Source organism: Emticicia sp. W12TSBA100-4 (assembly GCF_040253585.1).
Taxonomy (GTDB): Bacteria; Bacteroidota; Bacteroidia; order Cytophagales; family Spirosomataceae; genus Emticicia.
In genome coordinates, this window is sequence record NZ_JBELAU010000001.1 from 96,241 (window position 1) to 116,905 (window position 20,665).

General features: G+C 39.2%; 15 protein-coding genes. 2 read left to right on the forward strand and 13 right to left on the reverse strand.

What is annotated here, in order from left to right:
* Positions 1 to 104 precede the first annotated feature (104 nt).
* A complete protein-coding gene (locus tag ABR854_RS00485; protein WP_350263383.1) occupies positions 105 to 2,558 on the forward strand; it encodes a zinc-dependent metalloprotease in 2,454 nt (817 codons plus the stop codon).
* Between the two features lie 79 nt (positions 2,559 to 2,637).
* Here ABR854_RS00485 and ABR854_RS00490 read toward each other — a convergent pair whose 3' ends face one another.
* Together ABR854_RS00490 and ABR854_RS00495 are read right to left on the reverse strand one after the other, a co-directional pair.
* Positions 2,638 to 3,456, reverse strand: coding sequence for a DUF3298 and DUF4163 domain-containing protein (locus ABR854_RS00490; RefSeq protein ID WP_350263384.1), 819 nt, complete (start codon positions 3,454 to 3,456; stop codon positions 2,638 to 2,640).
* A gap of 140 nt (positions 3,457 to 3,596) precedes the next feature.
* Positions 3,597 to 4,919, reverse strand: coding sequence for an alpha-L-fucosidase (locus ABR854_RS00495; RefSeq protein WP_350263385.1), 1,323 nt, complete (start codon positions 4,917 to 4,919; stop codon positions 3,597 to 3,599).
* Positions 4,920 to 5,068: 149 nt separating this feature from the next.
* On the opposite strand from ABR854_RS00495, the gene ABR854_RS00500 reads away from it, so the two are divergent.
* On the forward strand, positions 5,069 to 5,908 hold the full coding sequence (locus ABR854_RS00500; RefSeq protein WP_350263386.1) for an endonuclease/exonuclease/phosphatase family protein: 840 nt from the start codon (positions 5,069 to 5,071) through the stop codon (positions 5,906 to 5,908).
* 71 nt (positions 5,909 to 5,979) lie between these two features.
* On the opposite strand, the gene ABR854_RS00505 is transcribed toward ABR854_RS00500, so the two are convergent.
* The 11 genes from ABR854_RS00505 to ABR854_RS00555 form a co-directional block, all read right to left on the reverse strand.
* Complete coding sequence (locus ABR854_RS00505) at positions 5,980 to 6,486, reverse strand: GNAT family N-acetyltransferase (RefSeq protein WP_350263387.1); 507 nt, start codon at positions 6,484 to 6,486, stop codon at positions 5,980 to 5,982.
* A 9-nt stretch (positions 6,487 to 6,495) separates the two neighbouring features.
* Complete coding sequence (locus ABR854_RS00510; RefSeq protein WP_350263388.1) at positions 6,496 to 7,365, reverse strand: transglutaminase family protein; 870 nt, start codon at positions 7,363 to 7,365, stop codon at positions 6,496 to 6,498.
* A complete protein-coding gene (locus ABR854_RS00515; protein ID WP_350263389.1) occupies positions 7,355 to 9,916 on the reverse strand; it encodes a circularly permuted type 2 ATP-grasp protein in 2,562 nt (853 codons plus the stop codon). The genes ABR854_RS00510 and ABR854_RS00515 overlap by 11 nt, the downstream gene beginning before the upstream one ends.
* Before the next feature lie 343 nt (positions 9,917 to 10,259).
* Positions 10,260 to 13,676: a transglutaminase family protein gene (locus ABR854_RS00520; protein WP_350263390.1), complete on the reverse strand. Its 3,417-nt coding sequence runs from the start codon at positions 13,674 to 13,676 to the stop codon at positions 10,260 to 10,262.
* Positions 13,677 to 13,908: 232 nt separating this feature from the next.
* Positions 13,909 to 14,856, reverse strand: a complete 948-nt coding sequence (locus ABR854_RS00525; RefSeq protein ID WP_350263391.1) for a sugar phosphate isomerase/epimerase family protein — start codon at positions 14,854 to 14,856, stop codon at positions 13,909 to 13,911.
* A gap of 138 nt (positions 14,857 to 14,994) precedes the next feature.
* Positions 14,995 to 15,891 carry an SMP-30/gluconolactonase/LRE family protein gene (locus ABR854_RS00530; protein WP_350263392.1) on the reverse strand — a complete coding sequence of 299 codons (897 nt, stop codon included), beginning with the start codon at positions 15,889 to 15,891 and terminating at the stop codon, positions 14,995 to 14,997.
* A 150-nt stretch (positions 15,892 to 16,041) separates the two neighbouring features.
* Positions 16,042 to 18,204, reverse strand: coding sequence for a xanthine dehydrogenase family protein molybdopterin-binding subunit (locus tag ABR854_RS00535; RefSeq protein WP_350263393.1), 2,163 nt, complete (start codon positions 18,202 to 18,204; stop codon positions 16,042 to 16,044).
* Positions 18,205 to 18,208: 4 nt separating this feature from the next.
* Positions 18,209 to 18,679: a (2Fe-2S)-binding protein gene (locus tag ABR854_RS00540; protein ID WP_350263394.1), complete on the reverse strand. Its 471-nt coding sequence runs from the start codon at positions 18,677 to 18,679 to the stop codon at positions 18,209 to 18,211.
* Between the two features lie 48 nt (positions 18,680 to 18,727).
* Positions 18,728 to 19,390 (reverse strand): NAD-dependent epimerase/dehydratase family protein, encoded by a 663-nt coding sequence (locus ABR854_RS00545; protein ID WP_350263395.1) that lies wholly within the window; start codon positions 19,388 to 19,390, stop codon positions 18,728 to 18,730.
* Entirely contained in the window at positions 19,387 to 19,950 is a 564-nt protein-coding gene (locus ABR854_RS00550; RefSeq protein ID WP_350263396.1) for a TetR/AcrR family transcriptional regulator, read from the reverse strand. The genes ABR854_RS00545 and ABR854_RS00550 overlap by 4 nt, the downstream gene beginning before the upstream one ends.
* 127 nt (positions 19,951 to 20,077) lie before the next feature.
* On the reverse strand, positions 20,078 to 20,620 hold the full coding sequence (locus ABR854_RS00555; protein WP_350263397.1) for a pyridoxamine 5'-phosphate oxidase family protein: 543 nt from the start codon (positions 20,618 to 20,620) through the stop codon (positions 20,078 to 20,080).
* Positions 20,621 to 20,665 lie beyond the last annotated feature (45 nt).

Below are 20,665 nucleotides of genomic sequence, written 5' to 3' on the forward strand. Positions count from 1 at the left end.
TATATTATTCCTTTGTTCCTTTGGTCTGCGAATTTATTCGCTGTAATAAAACCCAATTGATTCTAAAACAAACCAAAATTCATCAAACCAAACCATAGAAATCTATGAAAAAACACTTCATCAAAACCTTAATATTTCTAATAATTAGTTCGTTGGCGTTTTCGCAAGAACTTAAAACCATCGAAGCCTTTACGGCTGGAATGGAAAAAAAAGAAGGTTTCTTGACCTTTTACTGGAATGCCAAAGAAAATAAAATTTGGCTCGAAATTGATAAATTCGAAACAGAATTGCTCTATTATCCTTCACTTGCCCAAGGAGTTGGCTCAAATGATATTGGCCTTGACCGTGGTCGCTTAGGGCAAGAACACGTCGTAAAGTTTCAACGTACAGGCAATAAAGTATTGATGGTTGAACCAAATTATTCTTACCGAGCCATTTCAAACGACCCACTCGAACGCCGAGCAGTTGAGGAATCTTTTGCCAAATCGGTGCATTTTGGTTTTGATGTAAAAGCCGAAAGTAATGGTAAAGTTTTGGTCGATTTAACCCCTTTCCTATTGCAAGATGCCGTTGGTGCTGCCCAAGACATTGCTCGTACTCGACAAGGAACTTACCGTTTTGATGCTTCCAAAAGTACGGTTTATTTACCACATTGCAAAAGCTTTCCGAAAAATACGGAGTTTGAAATGACCATTACGCTTACAGGCGAAAATGCAGGACAATATCTCCGTGATGTTGTGCCAACGGCTTCAATCGTAACCATGAATCAGCATCATTCGTTTGTAGAATTGCCCGATTTGTCAAAATATGAGTTCAAGGCCAGAGAATACGACCCACGCATTGGTTACAATGGTATCGAATATTTTGATTATGCCACACCAATCAGTGAGCCGATTGTAAAAAGATACATTTCTCGCCATCGTTTGCAGAAAAAAGACCCAACATCCATGATTAGTGAGGCCGTCAAGCCAATTATCTATTACATGGACCCAGGTGCTCCCGAACCCATCCGTTCGGCATTGATGGAAGGTGGTGCTTGGTGGAATCAGGCTTACGAAGCGGCTGGTTATAAAGATGCTTTTCAAGTGAAACTGTTACCTGCTGATGCTGACCCGATGGATATTCGCTATAATCTCATTCAATGGGTGCATCGCAGTACACGAGGATGGTCGTATGGAGCGAGCATCATCGACCCAAGAACTGGCGAGATTTTAAAAGGAAAGGTTACGCTCGGTTCGTTGCGTGTACGTCAAGACTTTTTGATTGCACAAGGATTCTTGGGTAATTATGAAACAGATTCGTCAAAAGTAAAAGAAATCATGCAAATGTCGCTCGACCGTTTGAAGCAGTTGGCAGCTCATGAAATCGGACACACATTGGGTTTGCCGCATAATTATATTTCAAGTATTGCTGGCCGTGCTTCGGTGATGGATTATCCGCATCCTTTGGTTGATTATGCCAATGGTAAATTCGACCTTTCTCGAGCTTATTCTATGGGAATTGGTGATTATGATAAAGCGTCTATCATTTGGGGCTACCAAGATTTTCCTCCTAATGTGAATGAAAAAGCTGAGCTGGAGAAAATTGTGCAAAATACACTTCGTAAAGGCTTACGTTTCTTGACCGACCAAGATGCTCGCCCCGAAGGCTCGGTGAGCCCGACCACGCACTTGTGGGACAATGGTGCAGATGCCACTACCGAATTGAAAAGAGTAATGGAGTTGCGTAGAATTGCCTTAAAAGAATTTACGGAAAAGAAAATCACGAAGGCAACACCAATGGCCAATTTGGAAGAAGTTTTGGTGCCAATGTATATGTATCATCGTTTTCAGGTAGAAGCTACTGTAAAAGTTTTGGGCGGAGCAGATTATAATTACGCTTTGCGTGGCGATGGACAAATGGTTTACGAACCTGTACCGGCTGCCAAACAGCGTGAAGCATTTAATGCTTTGATGGCTACACTAACGCCTCAGTTTTTGGCCGTTCCTGAACATATTTTGAAGATGATTCCTCCACGTGCTTTCAGATATGATGCAAATCCAAGAGAAACTTTCAAACGTCATACTGGCCTTGCATTCGACCCACTTGCTCCTGCTGAAGCCGCTGCTGGACTGACTTTAAGAATGATTTTAAACCCAGAACGTTGTTCGAGATTGGTTAGTCAAAGAGTATTGAACGCTGATTTGCCGACTTTTTCGGAAATAACGAAAGAAATGACTAAAAGGTTATGGAGAAAGCCAGGGATGGGTGAAAATACATACTATGCACAAATTGATAGAATGGTAGCTATGCAGTATCTTGACCATCTAATGAAATTAGCAAATAATAAAGAAACCGCAACTGAGGTAAGAATGAATGCCTATGCTGCCATTAATGATATAAAGATGTTAGGTGAAAGTTTTTTCAATGATGCTGGTTTTTCAAGATTGACTCTATTAAAAATCAAGCAATTTGAAGAAAACCCAGAAGCTGTAATTTCATCAAATGCACTTACGCCACCCGATGGTCAGCCGATTGAATCTGGTTATGATTGGTTGGGAACTGAGTGTGAATGGTAACTCCCGACAGGGAAAAGGCTTTCAAAATAAACTTTTGAAAGCCTTTTTTATTCTTACCGTGGACTGTTAACTTACTATTTTACCTAATTTCCTTTTTAGCAATGTCACCTAATTCTTGCCAAGTTAACTCAAACGAGATTGTTCCTACGGCGTAAGCTGCTGCTTCATAAGGGTTGTATAAAAACTGTAAGCCATTTTTGGTTACAGCAATGTTAGCTGGTAAAAAGAACGGATTCCCCCAGAAATAATCTTCCTTGTTGTATTCAAAATCATTGTCTTTGGCAAACTCTTTTTGAGTTTTCTCAAATTTCAACTCTGCAATTTTCTTCAAAGCAGTCGTATCCGAAACCATGTCGGTAAGTTTTAACAAGTCACCAGTTTGGGCATTGAAATTCAGATAAGTGATGTTAGAATTTCCGTGAGCCCCACCAGTAAACGAATAAACTTGGTAATAAATAGAAATCACTTTTGGAGAAATCATGAGCGTGTCACCCGACCCTTCATAGTCCCAACCCATAAGTGGCATATCATCATTTTCGGCTGCTAAAGACTCAAATTCTTTCATAAAACCTTTAGCAAGCGATTCGAGTGAACCTGTTTTTGTAGTTTGCACCGTATCATCTATGCTAAAAGTTTGGTCTTTTACCATTTGTTCAATCTGAGCATTGATTTTGCTAATTACAGCTTCATTTCCACCCACAAGTTTAGGATATTTTACGCTAAAACTTGTAATGACGGTATCGCCATCTTTCGTGATTTTTGGTGGAGTTTTAAGGCTATAAGTTACGCTATCAACTTTTATTTCGGCTGAGGCTGTATCAGTAGTGGTAGTTTCTTTTTTACTCTGACAAGACGCTAAAGCGATTATTGAAGCAAATAATAGGAGGAGTTTTTTCATTGATTTTTGTTTTAGAAATTTGAATTTCAAAGATATTATCTTTCAAACGAATTTCTATTTTTTGAGGAATAAATGTAAAATAAAAGGAGTTTCAAATTAGTATTGAAACTCCTTCAATTGGTATAATTTATTGAATCCAATTACTCAGGTGTGTTATACAAAGCCACATTTGAGATGATTGGTTTTGCAAATGCTTCATCAAACACAATGCGGAGTTCTTTGGCGGTTGTTGTCGGGAAATAAACAATTCTTTTATGCCCGATAGTTGTTGCAAAAGTTAGGTTTTTCCACTCTCCATTGAGTTTTGCCTGTACATAGAATTTTTTCACTCTCTGCCCATAACGAATATCTTCTTGTACTACAAAGCAGTTGAAAGTTTGCGGCTTTGTAAGCGTAATATCGTAGGTATCTTTACTGAAATCTTTTTTGAAATTACCAGCAGTTAAAAGATTATTTTTGAAATAATTATCTCTCATCTTCTTGAAATCCATCAAGGCTTTTTCATCGTTTTCATGAATCAGGCCACGATTATCAACTGGAATATTCAATAAGAGATTTGAACCACGCCCCACCGATTTATTCCAAATATTCATCAATTCTTTGTCGGTTTTTACTTTATTATCTTCGTTTTTATGGTAAAACCAACCTGGACGAATCGAAACATCACATTCGGCAGGAATCCAATGAGTTCCTTTTTCATCACCAACATTTAAGTGTGCCGGTTTGTCATAAGCAGGAAAGAGTTTATCTCCATTGATGGTTGCCCAGCAAGTTTCGCCCGCAAAACCATTTTCGTTTCCAACCCAACGAATATCAGGGCCAGCATCGCTAAAAATCAAAGCATGTGGTTGATAGGTTTTTACGGTTTTGTTAAACAAAGGAAAATCATACACTTGGCGTTTGCCATTTGGCCCTTCGCCGTTTGCTCCATCGAACCAAACCTCAAATAAATCGCCATACTGAGTCGTGATTTCTTTGAGCATATTTACATATACTTGGTTGTATTCGGGTGTACCATAAGTTGGATGATTTCTGTCCCACGGAGAAATATAAAGTCCCATTTTTAGGCCATATTCTTTGCAAGCGGCTGAAAGTTCTTTCAAAACATCTCCTTTACCATCTTTCCATTTCGACTCTCTAACGGTGTGTGTCGAATATTTACTTGGGTATAACGCAAAACCATCGTGGTGCTTAGCTGTCAAAATAATGCCTTTCATACCTGCTGCTTTGCAGATTCTTGCCCATTGACGGCAGTCGAGTTGGGTTGGGTTAAAAATCTCTTCTTTTTCGGTGCCATCGCCCCATTCTTTATCAGTAAACGCATTTGGACCAAAGTGAATGAAAGCGTAATATTCCATATTATGCCATTTTACTTGATCGGCTGATGGGGTTACTCCGTAAGGTTTAGGGGTTTGGGCAAAAGAAAAACTGGTGATGAAGAGTAAAAGGAGGATTCTTTTCATTTGAATAATAAATTGGATAAGGTTTAAGAGTACAAAAATAGAAAATACGATTAATAATCTGCTAATAATATCTTAATTCGATTGACACATAAAACTTTCAGAAATTGTCCTATTTTTGTGGAATAAAACTATGACAAAACCTCAGTATAATGAAAAAAAGTATTCTATTCTTCCTCATGTCTTTCATGACACTCAACTTATTCGCTCAGAAAAAAACACCAATCACCATTGCTTCTTACAACCTAAGATACAATACTCAAAATGACGGAATTAATGCTTGGCCAAATAGAAAAGAATTGGTAAAAGGACTGATTCGTTTTCATGAGTTTGATATTTTCGGTATTCAAGAAGGCTTGCGTGGACAACTTGATGATATTGCCGAAATGGGCGATTTTGCATTTCTTGGCAATGGCCGTGACGATGGCAAGCAAGGCGGAGAACATTCTTCGATTTTTTACCGTAAATCTCGCTTTAAAGTTTTAGAATCGGGTGATTTTTGGTTGAGCGAAACCCCTGATGTGCCAGGCAAAGGTTGGGATGCCACTTGCTGCAATCGTATCTGTTCATGGATAAAATTCAAAGATTTAATGACCAAAAAGAGCTTTTATGTCTTCAATGTGCATTTTGACCACCAAGGGGTTGTTGCACGCCGTGAATCAGGAAAGCTGATGGTGAAGAAAATTCAAGAAATTGCTAAAGATGCAACCGTAATTCTAACAGGAGATTTTAATTCTACGCCCGAAACTGAGCAGATTCAGCACATTCAAACGCTATTGAGCGATTCTAAACAAGTTTCACAAACGCCAGCTTATGGCCCTGAAGGAACATTTAACGGTTTTAAATTTGATGCCCCATTAAAGAATCGAATTGACTATATTTTTACGAGTAAGCAAGTAACTGTATTAAAATACGGTGTTTTGACTGATTCATTTGAGCAACGCTATCCATCTGACCATCAGCCAGTTGTGGTGAAGGTGGTGTTGAATTAGAAAACTTTTGAATAAAAAATCATTGCCGTCAGTTTCAACTGACGGCAATGAAAGCGAAGACGATTTAGTTTTTATTTCACCCTAATTTCCCAATAAATAATCCCATCGGCTTCTACAATTTGTGAAAAGCCATTGTTGCGTAGCACACGCTGCGAAGAAAAGTTTCTTTTTTCGGTATTAGCCAAAAGTTTTCTCACATCGGGTTGTTTTTTTGCCCATTTGAGCATTTCGCTAACTGCTTCGGTCATGTAGCCTTTTCGTCTAAACTCAAAGTGTGTTCCGTAGCTGATTTCGATTTCGCCATCAATGTTGGGTTCGCCTTTGAAACACACATCACCTACCATTCTGTTGCTTTCTTTCAAAATTATTGTCCAAAGGGTAGAAAAAAGGTAGTTTTGAGTCTCGTCCGCTACATTCGGTATAATGCCGTAGTCGAGGGCTTCACGGAGTTCGGGAGATATACTTCTCGGAGATTTTTCGAGATTAAGTTCTTCTTCTAAAGAATTATCAGACTTGCCATATTTAAGCAGTTGCTCGTAAGTTAAAGGGCGAAGAATCAAACGTTCAGTTTCTATCATTGCTTTACATCAATCTTCACGAATCACATCAACTTCAACGCCCACTTTATGCTCGCCTGAACTAAAAATAATTCCTTTGAGTGGAGCAACATCGGCATAATCTCGACCATAAGCAGTGATTATGTGTTTATCGCTCGGAATTAGGTTATTGGTTGGGTCAAATTCGCACCAACCCATTTCTGGAATATAAACCGAAATCCAAGCGTGTGAGGCATCTGAGCCTTGCAATTTGGGCTTTCCTTTTGGCGGAATTGTTTCGATATAGCCACTCACGTAGCGAGCCGCCAAACCAACACTTCTCAAGCAAGCAATGGCCAAATGGGAAAAGTCTTGACAAACACCTTTACGTTCTTTCAGAACAGTTTTAAGAGGAGTATTAACACTCGTAAAACCTGATTTGAATTGGAATTCGTGGAAAATTTTGGCAGAAAGTTTACTTACACCCTCAAAAAGTGGCGTACTCGGCGAAAGACAAGTTTCGGCAAAAGCCTTAATTTCATCGTCCCATTTGATAAACTGACTGGGCAGTTGGTATTGCAAAACCTCAATTTTTAGAGCATTATCATTCTGAAATCTCAATTTAGCTTCTTCGCAAGTTATTGAGCTGATTGTAACTGTAGTTTTCGGCAAAATCTCAATCTCACTTGATGCAATAACTTTCAATACTTTATGCGACTCGTGCAAAGAAAAATAATGCTGTGTATTACCAAAAAAATCTGTGCGGTCATAAACTTTTATTGGCTGAGGCTCAATCGTTAAATCAAAGTTGTGGCATAGCTGAGTGGGCAAAGTCAGAGGTTCTAAACAAAGCACACTTTGGTAATTATCAACAGGATTTACATAAGTATAGACCGTTTGGTGTCGTAGCTTATATTTCATCTGAATTTATTTTTTCAATGGTATCTAAAAACGAATGTTGTATGACCGAATGATTGAAGTATAAGCTTGCAAGATTGCCCGTAACGTTAGAAATCAAGTCGAAAACCTGTTCTAAGGTCTTGTCGAGTTCTGTACGATAGTGCGTATCTTCATCTGCTTTTATCATGCTTTCGGCATCAAAAAGTTTTACGAGTGTGCTGGCTTCTAAAACAGTACGTTCGGCAATGTTTAGTCGATTCGAGTCAATGTTTTTTGGTAATTTCGATAAACAATTCGATAAGGCATCAAGCAAAGACGCCAACGTATAAGGCAAGTTTGTTTCTAAGAAAACCATATTTAGCACCGCCACCAAGCTCCAATGTGATTTATAAATATGCCGATACTGAGCCAATAAATGATGGTTTTCTAAAACAGCTTCCATCAAAACGGCTTCTACGACGTCTTTATTTTTAAAGCTGAAAGCAGACCTAAGTACCGATACGTGTGATAAAATTCGCTCAATATTTTTACCAGCTTCGAACAAGTAAAAACCACTATCACGTGGAAGCGTCTCGAAGATATTACCATAAAAAGCGAAAAGTCGGGTATAAAGTTTATCTAAACTATGACTTACTTGGTTGATACTGTGCGAATCTTTGAGCGATTGCAGATTGTCTTCAATTAGGTTTAAAATTCGGCGAGTTTCCACGTTCCACTTATCGCTCACTTGATTTGAAGTACGCAGAAAAGATTGAATATTGTATGCCACTGAACCAACTTTTTTTGTATCGTTGATTAAACTAAATAATTCAGGCTCAGGGTTTTCCAATATCGAATCATCTTCTTCATCGGTAAAACCAGGGTAAGTCCAAGTTAAGTGTGTGATTGACTTAAACAAAACTACCAGGTATTCTTGCTGTTTTTTGCCTTTATCGTTCACGTTTTCGTTGAGGCGGTCAAGTACAATCCTCAAGAAACTTGTCAAAGCCATTGTTCGCTCAAATAAGCGTCCGACCCAAAATAAATTCTCGGCATTTCTACTCGTAAGCGAGTTATTGTGCTGATTACTTGACGTTTTTCGCACAACTATGCGTTCGTAATGCTCAGTTGGTGTATCAGTAACAATCCAAGTGTCTTTCGATAATCCACCCAATTGATTAGAGATTACAAACTTGTCTTTTACGGGCGAGCTACGAGTGAGTCCGCCTTGCATGACTTTATAGTCATTGCCATCCGATACTAAAAAGGTACGGATTGCTGCAAAACGAGGCACTAATTTTCCATCAATCAACGAAGGGGTTGTAGAAAGACTTACTTCTTCTTGAGCCACAAAATCTTTCGGACTTTGCAGAATCATCTTACGAAGTCTTTCTAATTCTTCTTTACTCATTTGCCTTCCGTAGAGCGATTTAAAACCTTGCTTACGATTGGCTTTTTTGATGATTAGTCGGTGCAAATTGTTGAGAACGAAGTTCAATTCTTTGGTTTGTCCGCACCACCAAGTTGCTACCGAATTCATCTGTAATGGTTCATCGAGCAGAAATTTACAGGCATTTTGCATAAAAGCCAGCAAACCGTAGTTTTCGACAACACTTGCACCTGGTGGATTTACAACTGCCACATTGCCCATTCGCATAACTTGCAGCAAACCTGGGACTCCCAAAAGCGAATTTTGTCGGAGTTCGAGAGGGTCACACCATTCGTCATCCACACGTCGGATAATCACATCCACACGCTCCAAGCCATCGATTGATTTTAGCCAAACAAAGCCATCTCTCACCAATAAATCACTGCCTTGTACGAGCGTGTAACCTAAATAGGAAGAAAGATAAACATGCTCGAAGTAAGTTTCGTTGCCCGCACCAGGGGTTAAGAATACAACATTAGGGTTTTCGTTAGAAAGATTGCCAAGTGTTGCAACTGTCTGTTGTAAATGATTGAAATAGGGCGAAAGCCTGTTTCTGTAAATGTTTTTATTAAGTTCGGGGAAAACCTTTGCCATAACGGTGCGGTTTTCAAGAGCATAACCCGAACCCGAAGGCGATTGAGTTCTGTTATCCAGCAGCCACATTTTGCCATCTGGTCCACGAGCCATGTCGCAAGCATAAATCAATAGTTGATTTTGAAGTTTTTGCTTGACATCAAAGCAAGGTTGCAGGAAGCCTGAATTATCGAAAACCAATTCGGCTGGAATGATATTCTTTTTTATCAATAATTGCGGCCCGTAAATATCTTTCAGAATCAAATCAAGCAAAGTAGCTCTTTGTTTAAGCCCTTTTTCGATATTTTGCCACTCTTTCTGATGAATCAAAAACGGAATCGGGTCGAGTTTCCACGCACGATTTCCGCCATTATCCGCATTATAAACATTATAAGTTACACCATTTTCTTTGAGCTTATTGATGATTTCTTGGTTACGAAGCTCTAATTCTTCCATACCAATTGACTCCAAAGTGTCGAAAAGGCTTCGCCAATGAGGTTTTACCTGACCATTATGGTCAATAACTTCATCATAGGAGTTGATTGTTTTTTTATATGAATTGAGCAGGCTCAAAGATAAATTTTCTGTCATTTACTACTTTTAAAGGTCATTCACAAAATAATGCTTTTTAAGTGGAAAAAACCAATAAATTCTTGAATTAAACGAATAAAATGCTTAATGATGGTTTTGAGTATTTGTACTTAGTAAATACTTTTTTTTAATTTCCCCTCCTTTTTTCAAGGAGGGGTGGCAAAATTCTGACGAAGTCGAATTTTGACGGGGTGGTTAAAGGCTGTTGATGCTTCTTTGTCATAAATTCAATGCCTATACCCACCCCGCCGACTGCGTCAGGCACCCCTCCTTAAAAAGGAGGGGAAACTATTTGTGCACAATATAATTTAGCAACTAATAATTTAGAACCCCTACAATATTTCTATTTTTTAGCTTTCCAAAAATGCCTTAAATCTAAGGTATTTGGATATTCTGGATTTACTAATTCAATCGGCGTATCGGGCTTGAGGTCAGTTTTTGTTTGAGCTACAAATCTCGAAACCGTTGGCGTATCGAAAATCGGTGCAGTTTGTTCAATCGTACTCGAAGGCGTATGCCCAAAATCCCAGAAGCGGCTAATTTTCCGAGATTCTGCCTCGTAACTATTCACAGGATAAGTATCAAAACTTCGTCCGCCTGGATGAGCCACAAAATAAGTACAACCACCAATAATTCGGTTATTCCAAGTGTCAACAATATCAAAAACTAAAGGGGCATCAACGCCAATATTAGGGTGCAATGCTGATGGTGGATTCCACGCTTTATATCGGATTCCTGCCACATATTCGCCTTTTATTCCTGTGCTTCTTAGCGGAATTCGACAGCCTTTGCAGAGCAAAATATGGCGTTCTGGAACAATTCCAGAAACTTTTACTTGTAATCTTTCGAGTGATGAATCAACAAAACGAGCTGTTCCAGAATTGGATAGTTCTTCGCCCAAAACGTGCCACGGTTCAATTCCAAGTCTGATTTCAAGTTGAATATTATCGACTGTAATTCCGCCATGAAAAGGAAAACGAAACTCAAAAAATGGGTCAAACCACGAAATATCGAAGTCATAACCCGCATCTTTTAGGTCGTTTACGACATCAATCATATCTAAATATGCAAAATGCGGTAGCAAGAATTTATCATGCAGTTCTGTTCCCCATCTGATGAGTTTTTTCTTGTAAGGTTTCTTCCAAAATTTCGCTACCAACGCACGAACCAAGAGGTTTTGAACCAAATTCATGTGTTTGTGAGGTGGCATATCGAATGCCCGCAATTCCAAAATTCCGAGACGACCTGTTGATGAATCGGGTGAGTATAATTTATCGATGCAGAACTCCGTTCGGTGGGTATTTCCTGTAATATCTGTCAATAAATTTCTGAAAATACGGTCAACCATCCAAAAAGGTACTTCTTTGTCTTCGGGAATTTGCTCAAAAGCAATTTCCATTTCATAAAGGCGTTCGTCTCGGCCTTCGTCAATGCGTGGAGCTTGGCTCGTCGGCCCGATAAATGGCCCCGCAAAAAGATAACTCAATGCTGGGTGATGCTGCCAATAAGTAATTAAGCTTTGCAATAAATCTGGTCGGCGAAGTAGCGGACTATCTTCGGGTTTTGATGCCCCGATTGTTACGTGGTTTCCTCCGCCTGTACCTGTATGTCGGCCATCAACCATAAATTTTTCTGTACCAAGACGAGCAAAAAAAGCTTCTTCGTAAAGAGCAGTTGTATTATCGACAATTTCTTGCCAAGATTTCGCAGGATGCACGTTTACCTCAATAACCCCAGGGTCGGGCGTTACCATCATTTTTTCGATGCGATAATCAGATTTTGGTGTGTAGCCTTCAATTCTGACTGGCATTTGGAGTTTTTCGGCGGTAGTTTCTACCGAAGCCACCATATCGAGATATGTTTCGAGATAATCGGTAGGAGGGAGGAAAACATAAATAATTCCGTCACGCTCTTCTACGCACAAAGCCGTTGAAAATGTATCAATTTCAAAAAGTAGCGAAGCGTCGCCCGAGTTTTCTTTTTCTTCGCTTTCTTCTTCCGAAACTTTCTTTTCGGGAGCTTTATAATTAGGAGAAGTTGTTCCGTATCGTTCTTCGAGCGACTGATAGAAATCTCCTAAAGGTGGTAGTTCTTCAAACAAACTTCTTTCGACTGGATGCTCACGTTTGAGTTTTGAAGTTTTTGGTAAAGATTCTAAAGGCAAACGTAATCCGATTGGGGAATTTCCAGGAATTAAATAACATTGCTGACGGCGGAATTCCCATACGCAACTTGTCCAACGAGAGGCTTCATGTGCCCATTTAATGGGTAGAACAAAGCCAGAAGGGTTATTTAAGCCTTTTTCAAGCAATTTTGCGAGTGTATGTCGCTGAATCGAATCTTTCAGATTAACCGCCAGCGGGTCAAGATTTACTGGTAATTTACCTTCTTCTAAAGCCCAATAGATTGGGTCTTCGTAAGTTGGCATGAGGTTTTTGGGGTCGATACCTAAATATTTTGTTAGCTCAATCGCAAAGCGTTCGGCATCGTGAAAAGTAAATTTTGTTTCGCCTTCTTTGGCGACTAAATCATCGTTTTTCCAAATTGACAGACCGTCTTTTCTCCAATAAAGTGCATATTGCCAACGTGGAAACAACTCGCCTGGATACCATTTCCCTTGTCCGAAATGTAATAAACCACCATGAGCAAAGCGTTTTTTGAGGCGAAGAACTAAATCATAAGCCAATTTACGTTTGAGTGGGCCGTCGGCAGTTGAGTTCCACTCAGGTGATTCAAAATCATCAATCGAAACGAAAGTTGGCTCACCGCCCATTGTTAGTCTGACATCGCCCTCGATGAGGTCTTTTTCAACCACATTTCCCACTTCCATTACCTTGTTCCATTGTTGTTCGGTGTAAGGTTTGGTAACTCGTGGATTTTCGTGAATTCTGAAAACACTATTATCAAACTCAAAACTAACTTCGCAGACATCGGTTGCTCCAGTTACGGGGGCGGCACTGGCATAATCAGGCGTACAACTGAGCGGAATGTGTCCTTCGCTGGCAAAGAGCCCTGAAGTTGGGTCGAGGCCAATCCAACCTGCACCTGGCACGTAAGTTTCTACCCAAGCGTGTAAGTCAGTAAAATCTTTTTCAGGACCAGATGGGCCATCGAGCGATTTTACGTCGGGTGCGAGTTGTACTAAATAACCCGAAACAAAGCGAGTGGCCAGTCCAAAACTACGCAAGACTTGTACCAAAAGCCAAGCAAAATCTCGGCACGAACCGCTACCGAGCGTGAGAGTTTCTTCACAATTTTGTACGCCAGTTTCTAATCGAATATTGTATTTGAGAGCATTATAAACTTGCTGATTGGCATATACCAAAAAATCAACGGTATTGATGCCTTTTTGAATAGACATTTGGTCGATAAAATGCTGTGTTTTTTCGCCAATATCTTTTGTTTCTAAATAAGGCACAAGTTCTTTTTGAAGTGTAGTTTCGTATTTGAAAGGAAACTTTTCGGCGTATTCTTCTACAAAAAAATCAAACGGATTAATGACTTGCAAACGTGCAATTACCTCTACTTCGATGCGTAATTCGGTCGTTTTTTCTGGAAAAACCACCCTTGCTTGATAATTACCGAAAGGGTCTTGCTGCCAATTAATAAAATGATTTTCGGGGAGAATCTTAAATGAGTATCCTTCGATAGCAGTTCGTGAGTGAGCGGCGGGTCGCAAACGAAAAATATGCGGTGAGAGACTAACACTCCTATCAAATTTGTAGGCTGTTTTATGTGAAATGGCAACTTTTATAGACATAGTGTATTTAAGGCTTAGAATCAACTATGTCAATATAAAAGAAAAAAAAGAAATTTGTAAATAAATAAGTAAAAACCCTTGAAAAATAATATTTTTGGGTGGATTAGTGCAAGATTTTAGTTGAGAATTGATAATGGAAAATTTAGAGTTCTTTTAGTTGGATTCTGTGAGTTGGTCGGAATTTAGAATTCCGACCAACATAATAAATGAGATTTACAATCAGAATATAAAATCAAGCTCCAACTGCTTTTTCAACCGAAGCCTTCATTTTCTCGAAACCAACTTTTGCAGCTTCAAGAGCGGGCATTTTCCAATAATCTTCGTTGAAAAGCTCTAAAGAAAGTACAATCGGAACATTTTTTTCATTTAACATCTGGAAAATTGGTGTGAGTGGAGCAACGCCATCGCCTGGGAAAACTCGGTAGCTATCGTTGATTTTCTCTCTTGAAACATTAGCGGGATAATCGTTTACATGAAACATCTGCATACATTGTCCGTTGAGCATTTTTAAGGCGTTAAATTCAGAACCTCCTTTATATAAATGATAAACATCTGATAAAACGACTGCTTTCGGGTGTCCACTTTCGGCAGCTACGAAGAGGGCTTCACCAAAAAGATGTAAATTGGCCGAAAATCCCCACATTTCAAGCTGAGGTAAAACGCCCATTTCATCGCCCAAATCGAGCATTTGGCGGAAACGTGCTGCTGCATTTTGTAGGTTAATTCCTGCTTTGTTGGTTGCTCCAAAAGGTGGAGCCGCAATGCGTTTACAACCAATTTCGGCCAGCATTCCCATTTCTCGTTTGGTTTGTTCGAGGGCTTTTGCTCGTATATTTGGGTCGTCAACAATCCAGTTGGCAAAGCCAATAGCATCTTCGATAGTTATTCCTAAATCTTTTGCTTTTTGGCGAACATCTTTTAAATTTCCTCCACCTTTAACAAATGTTTCGAGGGTTCTAACCCAAATTTCTATACCCGAATAGCCAGCTTTTGCAGCCACATCGAGTTCGGCCATTAGACCTATATTTTGTTTCATTATTGTACTTGTATTCAAGCAATAGCTAAAATTATGTTTAGCTGCTTTTGGAGCTTGAGCAGAAGCATTTTCTAAGCCAAGTGCTAAACCCGCACCCGTTGCTAAAGTTGATTTTATAAGATTTCTACGAGATATATTTTCCATGAGTTTTTTTAGATTTTGGAGTAAGATGTAGTTTAGTTGCATTTTTGTGAACTGTTATAGCATAATTTTCTAAATGTTGTCGCTTTATACAACAAACACAGTTTGGAAATCGGCTCGCCGAAGCGATTGTGCAACAAATCAAACGCCCTTTACTTTCATTTTAAGCGTATAAACGGCCTTTGAGGCAGTAATGAAAAGTGTTTTTCGGTCTTTTCCGCCGAAAGTAACGTTGGCTGTCCAAGGTTCTTTTGTTTCGATTTGCTCAATTTGAACGCCATTTTTATCGAAAACTGTCACTCCTCTTCCTGTTAAATAAACATTACCTTTTCGGTCGATGGTCATGCCATCTGAACCCAATTGTGTGAAAAGTTTTCTATCGCTCAAAGTGCCATCAGTATTGATTTTGAAAGAAAAAGTTTTCTTATCGCCAATGTCGGCAACGTATAAAGTTTTGCCGTCGGGTGTACCAATGATTCCATTAGGTGCAACAAACTCACGAGCAGCAATTGTTACAGTTTTTTTATCGGGCGAAAGATAATACACTCTTTTTTCGGGCAACTCCATTTCCGTATGCTTCCAATAAGGGCGTTTGTAGAAAGGGTCAGTGAAATAAATGCCACCGTTTGGTGCAACCCAAAGGTCGTTTGGCCCATTAAATTTCTTCCCTTCAAAATCATTGACTAAAACCGTTATTTTCTGATTTTTATCAATGCTTATGAGTTGGTTTTCTAAATCGGCACATGAAAGTAGGTTTCCCGCATGGTCGAAATAAAGGCCGTTTGAGCGACCAGTTTTGTCCATATAAACAGAAATTGAGTTATCTGCTACCGACCATTTATAGATTTTATCATTAGGTTGGTCGGTAAAGAAAACATTGCCTTTGGCATCAGCAGCTGGGCCTTCGGTGAAGGCATATTCGCCCGAAAGTTTGGTGAGGGTTGCTCCTTTGGCAATGATTTTACTTTTGGTTTGTTGTGCAAAACCATTAAGCACAAAGAATAATAGCACAAAAATGCTTAGTGTAGTTTTTTTCATTGGGGTTGAATAGAGGATATTTAAAAAAACGAAAAAGGCTATTTCGCATTGCAAAATAACCTTTTTTTGTACAACTCCCAAATATGATTTTATCGTCTTGCTATTAAGCAGAATAAACTATCGACAATCATCGGTTGTTAAGCGACTATCTTAGCTCAATTTGATTGGTAATGAGCGAACAGCTTTTCCAGTCAAGTCTAAAATTGCACCTGTAATAGCTGGAGCAATAGGAGCGAGAGGAGGTTCGCCAACACCATAAGGAATATCGTCGCCTTCGAGTATAAAACACTGAATCTCAGGTACATCTGCCAACGAAACCATCGGGTATTGACTAAAATATGCTTGTTCAACTTGTCCATCTTTCACGGTAGCTTCTTCATAAAGTGCGGCTCCGATTCCCATCATTGTTGCACCTTCAATTTGTTGCTTAATACCTTCTGGATTTATACTTACGCCAACATCCATCACCTGTGTAACTTTCTTAACAACAACTTTTCCTTCTACGATTGCCAATTCGATGGCTGCTGCGGCAATTGTTTTTCGGTCGTTGCCGATGGCAATTCCTCTGCCAATTCCTTCGGTTTTTGGGGTTTTCCATCCACTTTTTTCGATAAGCGTTTCCAACACTTTCTTGCTACGCACACTTATTTTATCATCATCTTGCAGCAATCCAATTCTGAACGCAATTGGGTCTTTCTTGGTTTGTTGTGCCAATTCGTTCATAAAACTTTCGATAGCAAAGGCATTTGGAAACATTCCAACACCTCGCCAAATACCAATCGGAATTGGCACTTCTGCATTCCAAACCGAAACCGATTTATTCTTGAAATTATACATCAAACTTGCACCGTGTCCAGCCGAAATAAAATCTGCTCCGAGTATTTTATTTGGAAGGTCAGTTCCCATTAAATTCTTGAGCATATCTGGCGTAGCTTGGTCGTGTGTGATGGCTTCAATTTCGCCATTTTGAGCAATTTTGGCTTGCAAAACATGGTGCGTATTGGGGCGATACAAACTATTTTGGAATTCTTGTTGGCGAGAATTATATAGTTTTACGGGCTTTCCTACTGCCTTAGAAATTAAAGCGGCTTCAACGTAAAGCCCTTTTACAGCTTTTCTTCCGAAACCTCCACCCACGAGTGGTGTTTGTACTTCTATTTTATCTTTGTCGAGCTTGAGTGCTTTTGAAACGGTATCAATAACAATTTTTGGCCCTTGAGTTCCTGCAATTATTAGGGCTTTATCTGCTTGCACATGAGCAATGGCTGCATTAACCTCCATTTGAGCGTGTGCGGCCATTGGCGTGCGATATTCTTGACGGAAAATCGAAGATTTATTGTCTTCAATGATACTTTTGGCGTTACCTTCTTTTTGAATATTTACTTCTTTGCCATTGCCAACCGTTACAAGTTTTATCAAGTCGGCTTGCTGAACTTTATTTGGCGTGTTCCATTCAACTTCTATTTTCTTGAATGCACTGTCGGCTGCATAGAAAGTTTTAGCCACTACTGCTACAAGTTCACCTTCATGTACAACTTTTACGACACCTGCCGATTTTTCAGCTTCTTTGGTATCAATGGTTTTGATTGTGCCATCTAAATAAGGCGATTGTAATAAGACTGCATAAAGCATATCGGGCAATTCGCTATCAAGTGTGTATTTAGCCGTTCCCATTACTTTTGCTTTCAAATCAGTTCTTTTTACTGACTTTCCTACTACTTTAAATGCTGATTTTGGTCTGAGTTCAGGTGTTTTCGGAATTTCCCATTTTTTATTTTCTTTTGCTATTTCAGCATAAGTAATTTTGTTATTGCCTGAAATCAATGTGCCATTTTGGGTCTTAATTTCGCTGGCTTTTACGCCCCATTTTTTTGCTGCGGCTTCTTTTAGCATTTCTCGCATAGTTGCTGCCACCTCTCTGATTGGCTCATAAAGGCTTGCTGTTGAGCTACTTCCACCTGTATTCATTTCGTCGTATAAACCACCTTTTGTATTTGAGTGTTCGACTTTTATTTGCTCGTAGCTTACATCCAGTTCTTCGGCGGCAAGCATGGCAAGTCCTGTAAAAACGCCTTGTCCAATTTCTATTTTTGGAGATTTTAATGAAATTGTATTATCTGGCAAGACCTCAAACCAAAAATCAGGTTGCAGCGAACTCATCATGGCAGGAAAATCCATGCTTTCGACTTTTTGAGCCGTAAAACGTCTTAATGGCGAGCAACCCAAATAGCTTGCAACAACAGTTCCGCCCAAAACTATTGCCCCTCTTTGTAAGAATTTTCTACGAGAGAAAGATTTTTTTTCAGTTGACATAGTTTTAGAGTTTTTGGTAAGAAATTTCGGCTGCTCTTTTGATGGCTTTGATGATGCGTGGGTGAGTTCCGCAACGGCAAATATTAGTGATGCCATTTTTAATGTCATCATCACTCGGATTTGGGTTTTCTTTCAATAATTTGGCCGCTGCCATCATAAATCCAGACTGGCAATAGCCGCATTGTGGCACTTGCTCTTCCATCCACGCTTGTTGAATCGGGTGTAGGTTGGCTTCACTTTCCGAAAGCCCTTCGAGCGTAGTAATGTCTTTTCCCGCAATGGTTTCGATAGGAACAGAACACGAACGAACTGCTTCACCATCAATATGCAGGGTACAAGCTCCGCACATGGCCATTCCGCAGCCAAATTTAGTGGCTGTCAATTTGAGTTCGTCTCTGACAACCCAAAGTAGAGGCATGGCAGGGTCAACGTCGATGCTCGTTGGTTCGCCATTTATTTTAAAGTCTATCTTCATTAGTTTTTATTGTGATTGGTTGAGAATCTATATTATAATTACAGAAATTTATGATTTACTCATCACTAAAATATCTTCAACTTCCAAAATTTGCTTTGAATACCCTCTAATTGAAGTACTTATCATCGCCTGCCCGAGTTCAGCTAAGGTACTGAAATAATTCGGAAAAAATCTTCGTCCGACAGGGTACATCCATGAAATATATTTGTAATAAGGTAATGTGTTTTTTAAACCTTCAGTAGGCAACATAAAAGCAGGACGAAAATTATATACTGCCTTGAAGGGTAGCTTCGTCAAATCATTTTCAGTTTTACCTTTTACCCTTGCCCACATACTTTTGCCTTGCTCGGTGCTGTCTGTACTTGCTCCCGAAATGTAACAAAATGTCATTGCTGGATTTACCGAACTCAATTTCTCGGCAAAATTGAGCGTAAGCGTATGCGTAAGTTTGAAATACTCGGCTTCTTTCATGCCAACTGACGAAACTCCTAAGCAAAAATAACAAGCATTATAGTCGGAGAGTTGGTTGAGAATTGGCGAAATATCATAAAAATCAGTGTGAATAATTTCTTTCAATTTTGGGTGAATGACTCCGCAAGGTTTACGATTGATTACCAAAACCGATTCTACTTCCGAACGGTTGAGGGCTTCGTGTAGCACTCCTTCGCCTACCATGCCCGTTGCCCCCGTTATAATTGCTTTTATTTTCATTTTTTTTGTTTGATTAAATCCCAAATCATCTCGAAGCCTTGTTCGATAATTTCTTGTTGTTGTGAAGTTGGCTGTGTTAAAACGTATTGATAAATTCCCATAATCTGACTATTCACGAGTGTGTAGAGTAAATCGTTGTGCATTATTTTAATATTGCCACTGGCTTTTGCCTTTTCTATAAAAGCAATGTGCATTTTGCTTTGTTCGTGCAGTACTTCAGCAGGAATTTGTGCCAAATGGGGCGAAAAATGTACTTGTTGGATATAATAAAATTTATCTTGATTGACCAATGCCCAATTGATGGTAGTGAAATAGAGTTTGCGAAAAGCTACTTTTATGCTATCGGTCGGGTTGGTTTGGCTTGCTAAAATTTGATTTAACTCATTTTTGATAGTCACATAAAGTTCTTTAATCAAAGTTTCTTTAGTTGCGAAATAATGAAAAAGTGTTCCGTTGGCTACACCAGCATCTTTAGCAATTCTGCTGGTAGGAGTGCCATGAAACCCAAATTCAACGAAAAGTTTTAGGGCTGTATCAAGTATTTTTTTTTCTTTATCCATTTAATAGATTGACTGATCAGTCGATATTTAAAATAGAAACGTTTCTTTCTTAGAAAAGTTTCATATTAGTTGCATTTTTATTGTACCACAGAGTTTCACAGTGTTTTTTCTCAGTGGTTAAAGAAAATTAATCAAAAATACCTGTTGGATGGCCATCGAAGCTGACCGTATTTTTGTTTTGCCAGTAATTGTTGATGCCTTCTTGGCCTTGTTTATCGGCCCAATGGTTGAGTTCTTCTCGTTCATGTCTATAATCCATAAACGGTACGGCCATACCGCAGGAAGTTTGAACTACTTCGACATTTACATCAAAAATTTGTCTTGCACCAGTATATTTTGGGAATAGATTGATGTATTCTGCCCATTCGGCATCACGTTGATGATAAGTTTTTGCCGTTCCGTAGAGTCTTAAAATGAGTGGTTTTCCCTCGAATGCACAAAACATAATTGTCATTCGATTGTTTTCTTGTAAGTGCGTAGCGGTTTCGTTGCCACTACCAGTTACGTTGAGCCACATTACCCGTTTTGGGCCAAGTACTCGAAAAGAATCCATGCCTTTGGGTGAAACATTAACGATGCCCGTACTCATAGCTGTACCTACGAAGAAGAGTTTTTGTTTTTCGATGAAATCTTTGATTTCAGGTTGAATTTGGTCGATTTTTTTGCCCATAATTTTGTGTAATAGTTTTTTACAAAAGATTTTTTTGAGTAAAAA

Bases quoted from the DNA above. Each gene is read 5' to 3' on its own strand.
- ABR854_RS00540 (WP_350263394.1), bottom strand. From the start codon at position 18,679: ATGAAGATAGACTTTAAAATAAATGGCGAACCAACGAGCATCGACGTT.
- ABR854_RS00505 (WP_350263387.1), bottom strand. From the start codon at position 6,486: ATGATAGAAACTGAACGTTTGATTCTTCGCCCTTTAACTTACGAGCAA.
- ABR854_RS00485 (WP_350263383.1), top strand. From the start codon at position 105: ATGAAAAAACACTTCATCAAAACCTTAATATTTCTAATAATTAGTTCG.
- ABR854_RS00555 (WP_350263397.1), bottom strand. From the start codon at position 20,620: ATGGGCAAAAAAATCGACCAAATTCAACCTGAAATCAAAGATTTCATC.
- ABR854_RS00525 (WP_350263391.1), bottom strand. From the start codon at position 14,856: ATGGAAAATATATCTCGTAGAAATCTTATAAAATCAACTTTAGCAACG.
- ABR854_RS00545 (WP_350263395.1), bottom strand. From the start codon at position 19,390: ATGAAAATAAAAGCAATTATAACGGGGGCAACGGGCATGGTAGGCGAA.
- ABR854_RS00510 (WP_350263388.1), bottom strand. From the start codon at position 7,365: ATGAAATATAAGCTACGACACCAAACGGTCTATACTTATGTAAATCCT.
- ABR854_RS00520 (WP_350263390.1), bottom strand. From the start codon at position 13,676: ATGTCTATAAAAGTTGCCATTTCACATAAAACAGCCTACAAATTTGAT.
- ABR854_RS00500 (WP_350263386.1), top strand. From the start codon at position 5,069: ATGAAAAAAAGTATTCTATTCTTCCTCATGTCTTTCATGACACTCAAC.
- ABR854_RS00550 (WP_350263396.1), bottom strand. From the start codon at position 19,950: ATGGATAAAGAAAAAAAAATACTTGATACAGCCCTAAAACTTTTCGTT.
- ABR854_RS00530 (WP_350263392.1), bottom strand. From the start codon at position 15,891: ATGAAAAAAACTACACTAAGCATTTTTGTGCTATTATTCTTTGTGCTT.
- ABR854_RS00490 (WP_350263384.1), bottom strand. From the start codon at position 3,456: ATGAAAAAACTCCTCCTATTATTTGCTTCAATAATCGCTTTAGCGTCT.
- ABR854_RS00495 (WP_350263385.1), bottom strand. From the start codon at position 4,919: ATGAAAAGAATCCTCCTTTTACTCTTCATCACCAGTTTTTCTTTTGCC.
- ABR854_RS00535 (WP_350263393.1), bottom strand. From the start codon at position 18,204: ATGTCAACTGAAAAAAAATCTTTCTCTCGTAGAAAATTCTTACAAAGA.
- ABR854_RS00515 (WP_350263389.1), bottom strand. From the start codon at position 9,916: ATGACAGAAAATTTATCTTTGAGCCTGCTCAATTCATATAAAAAAACA.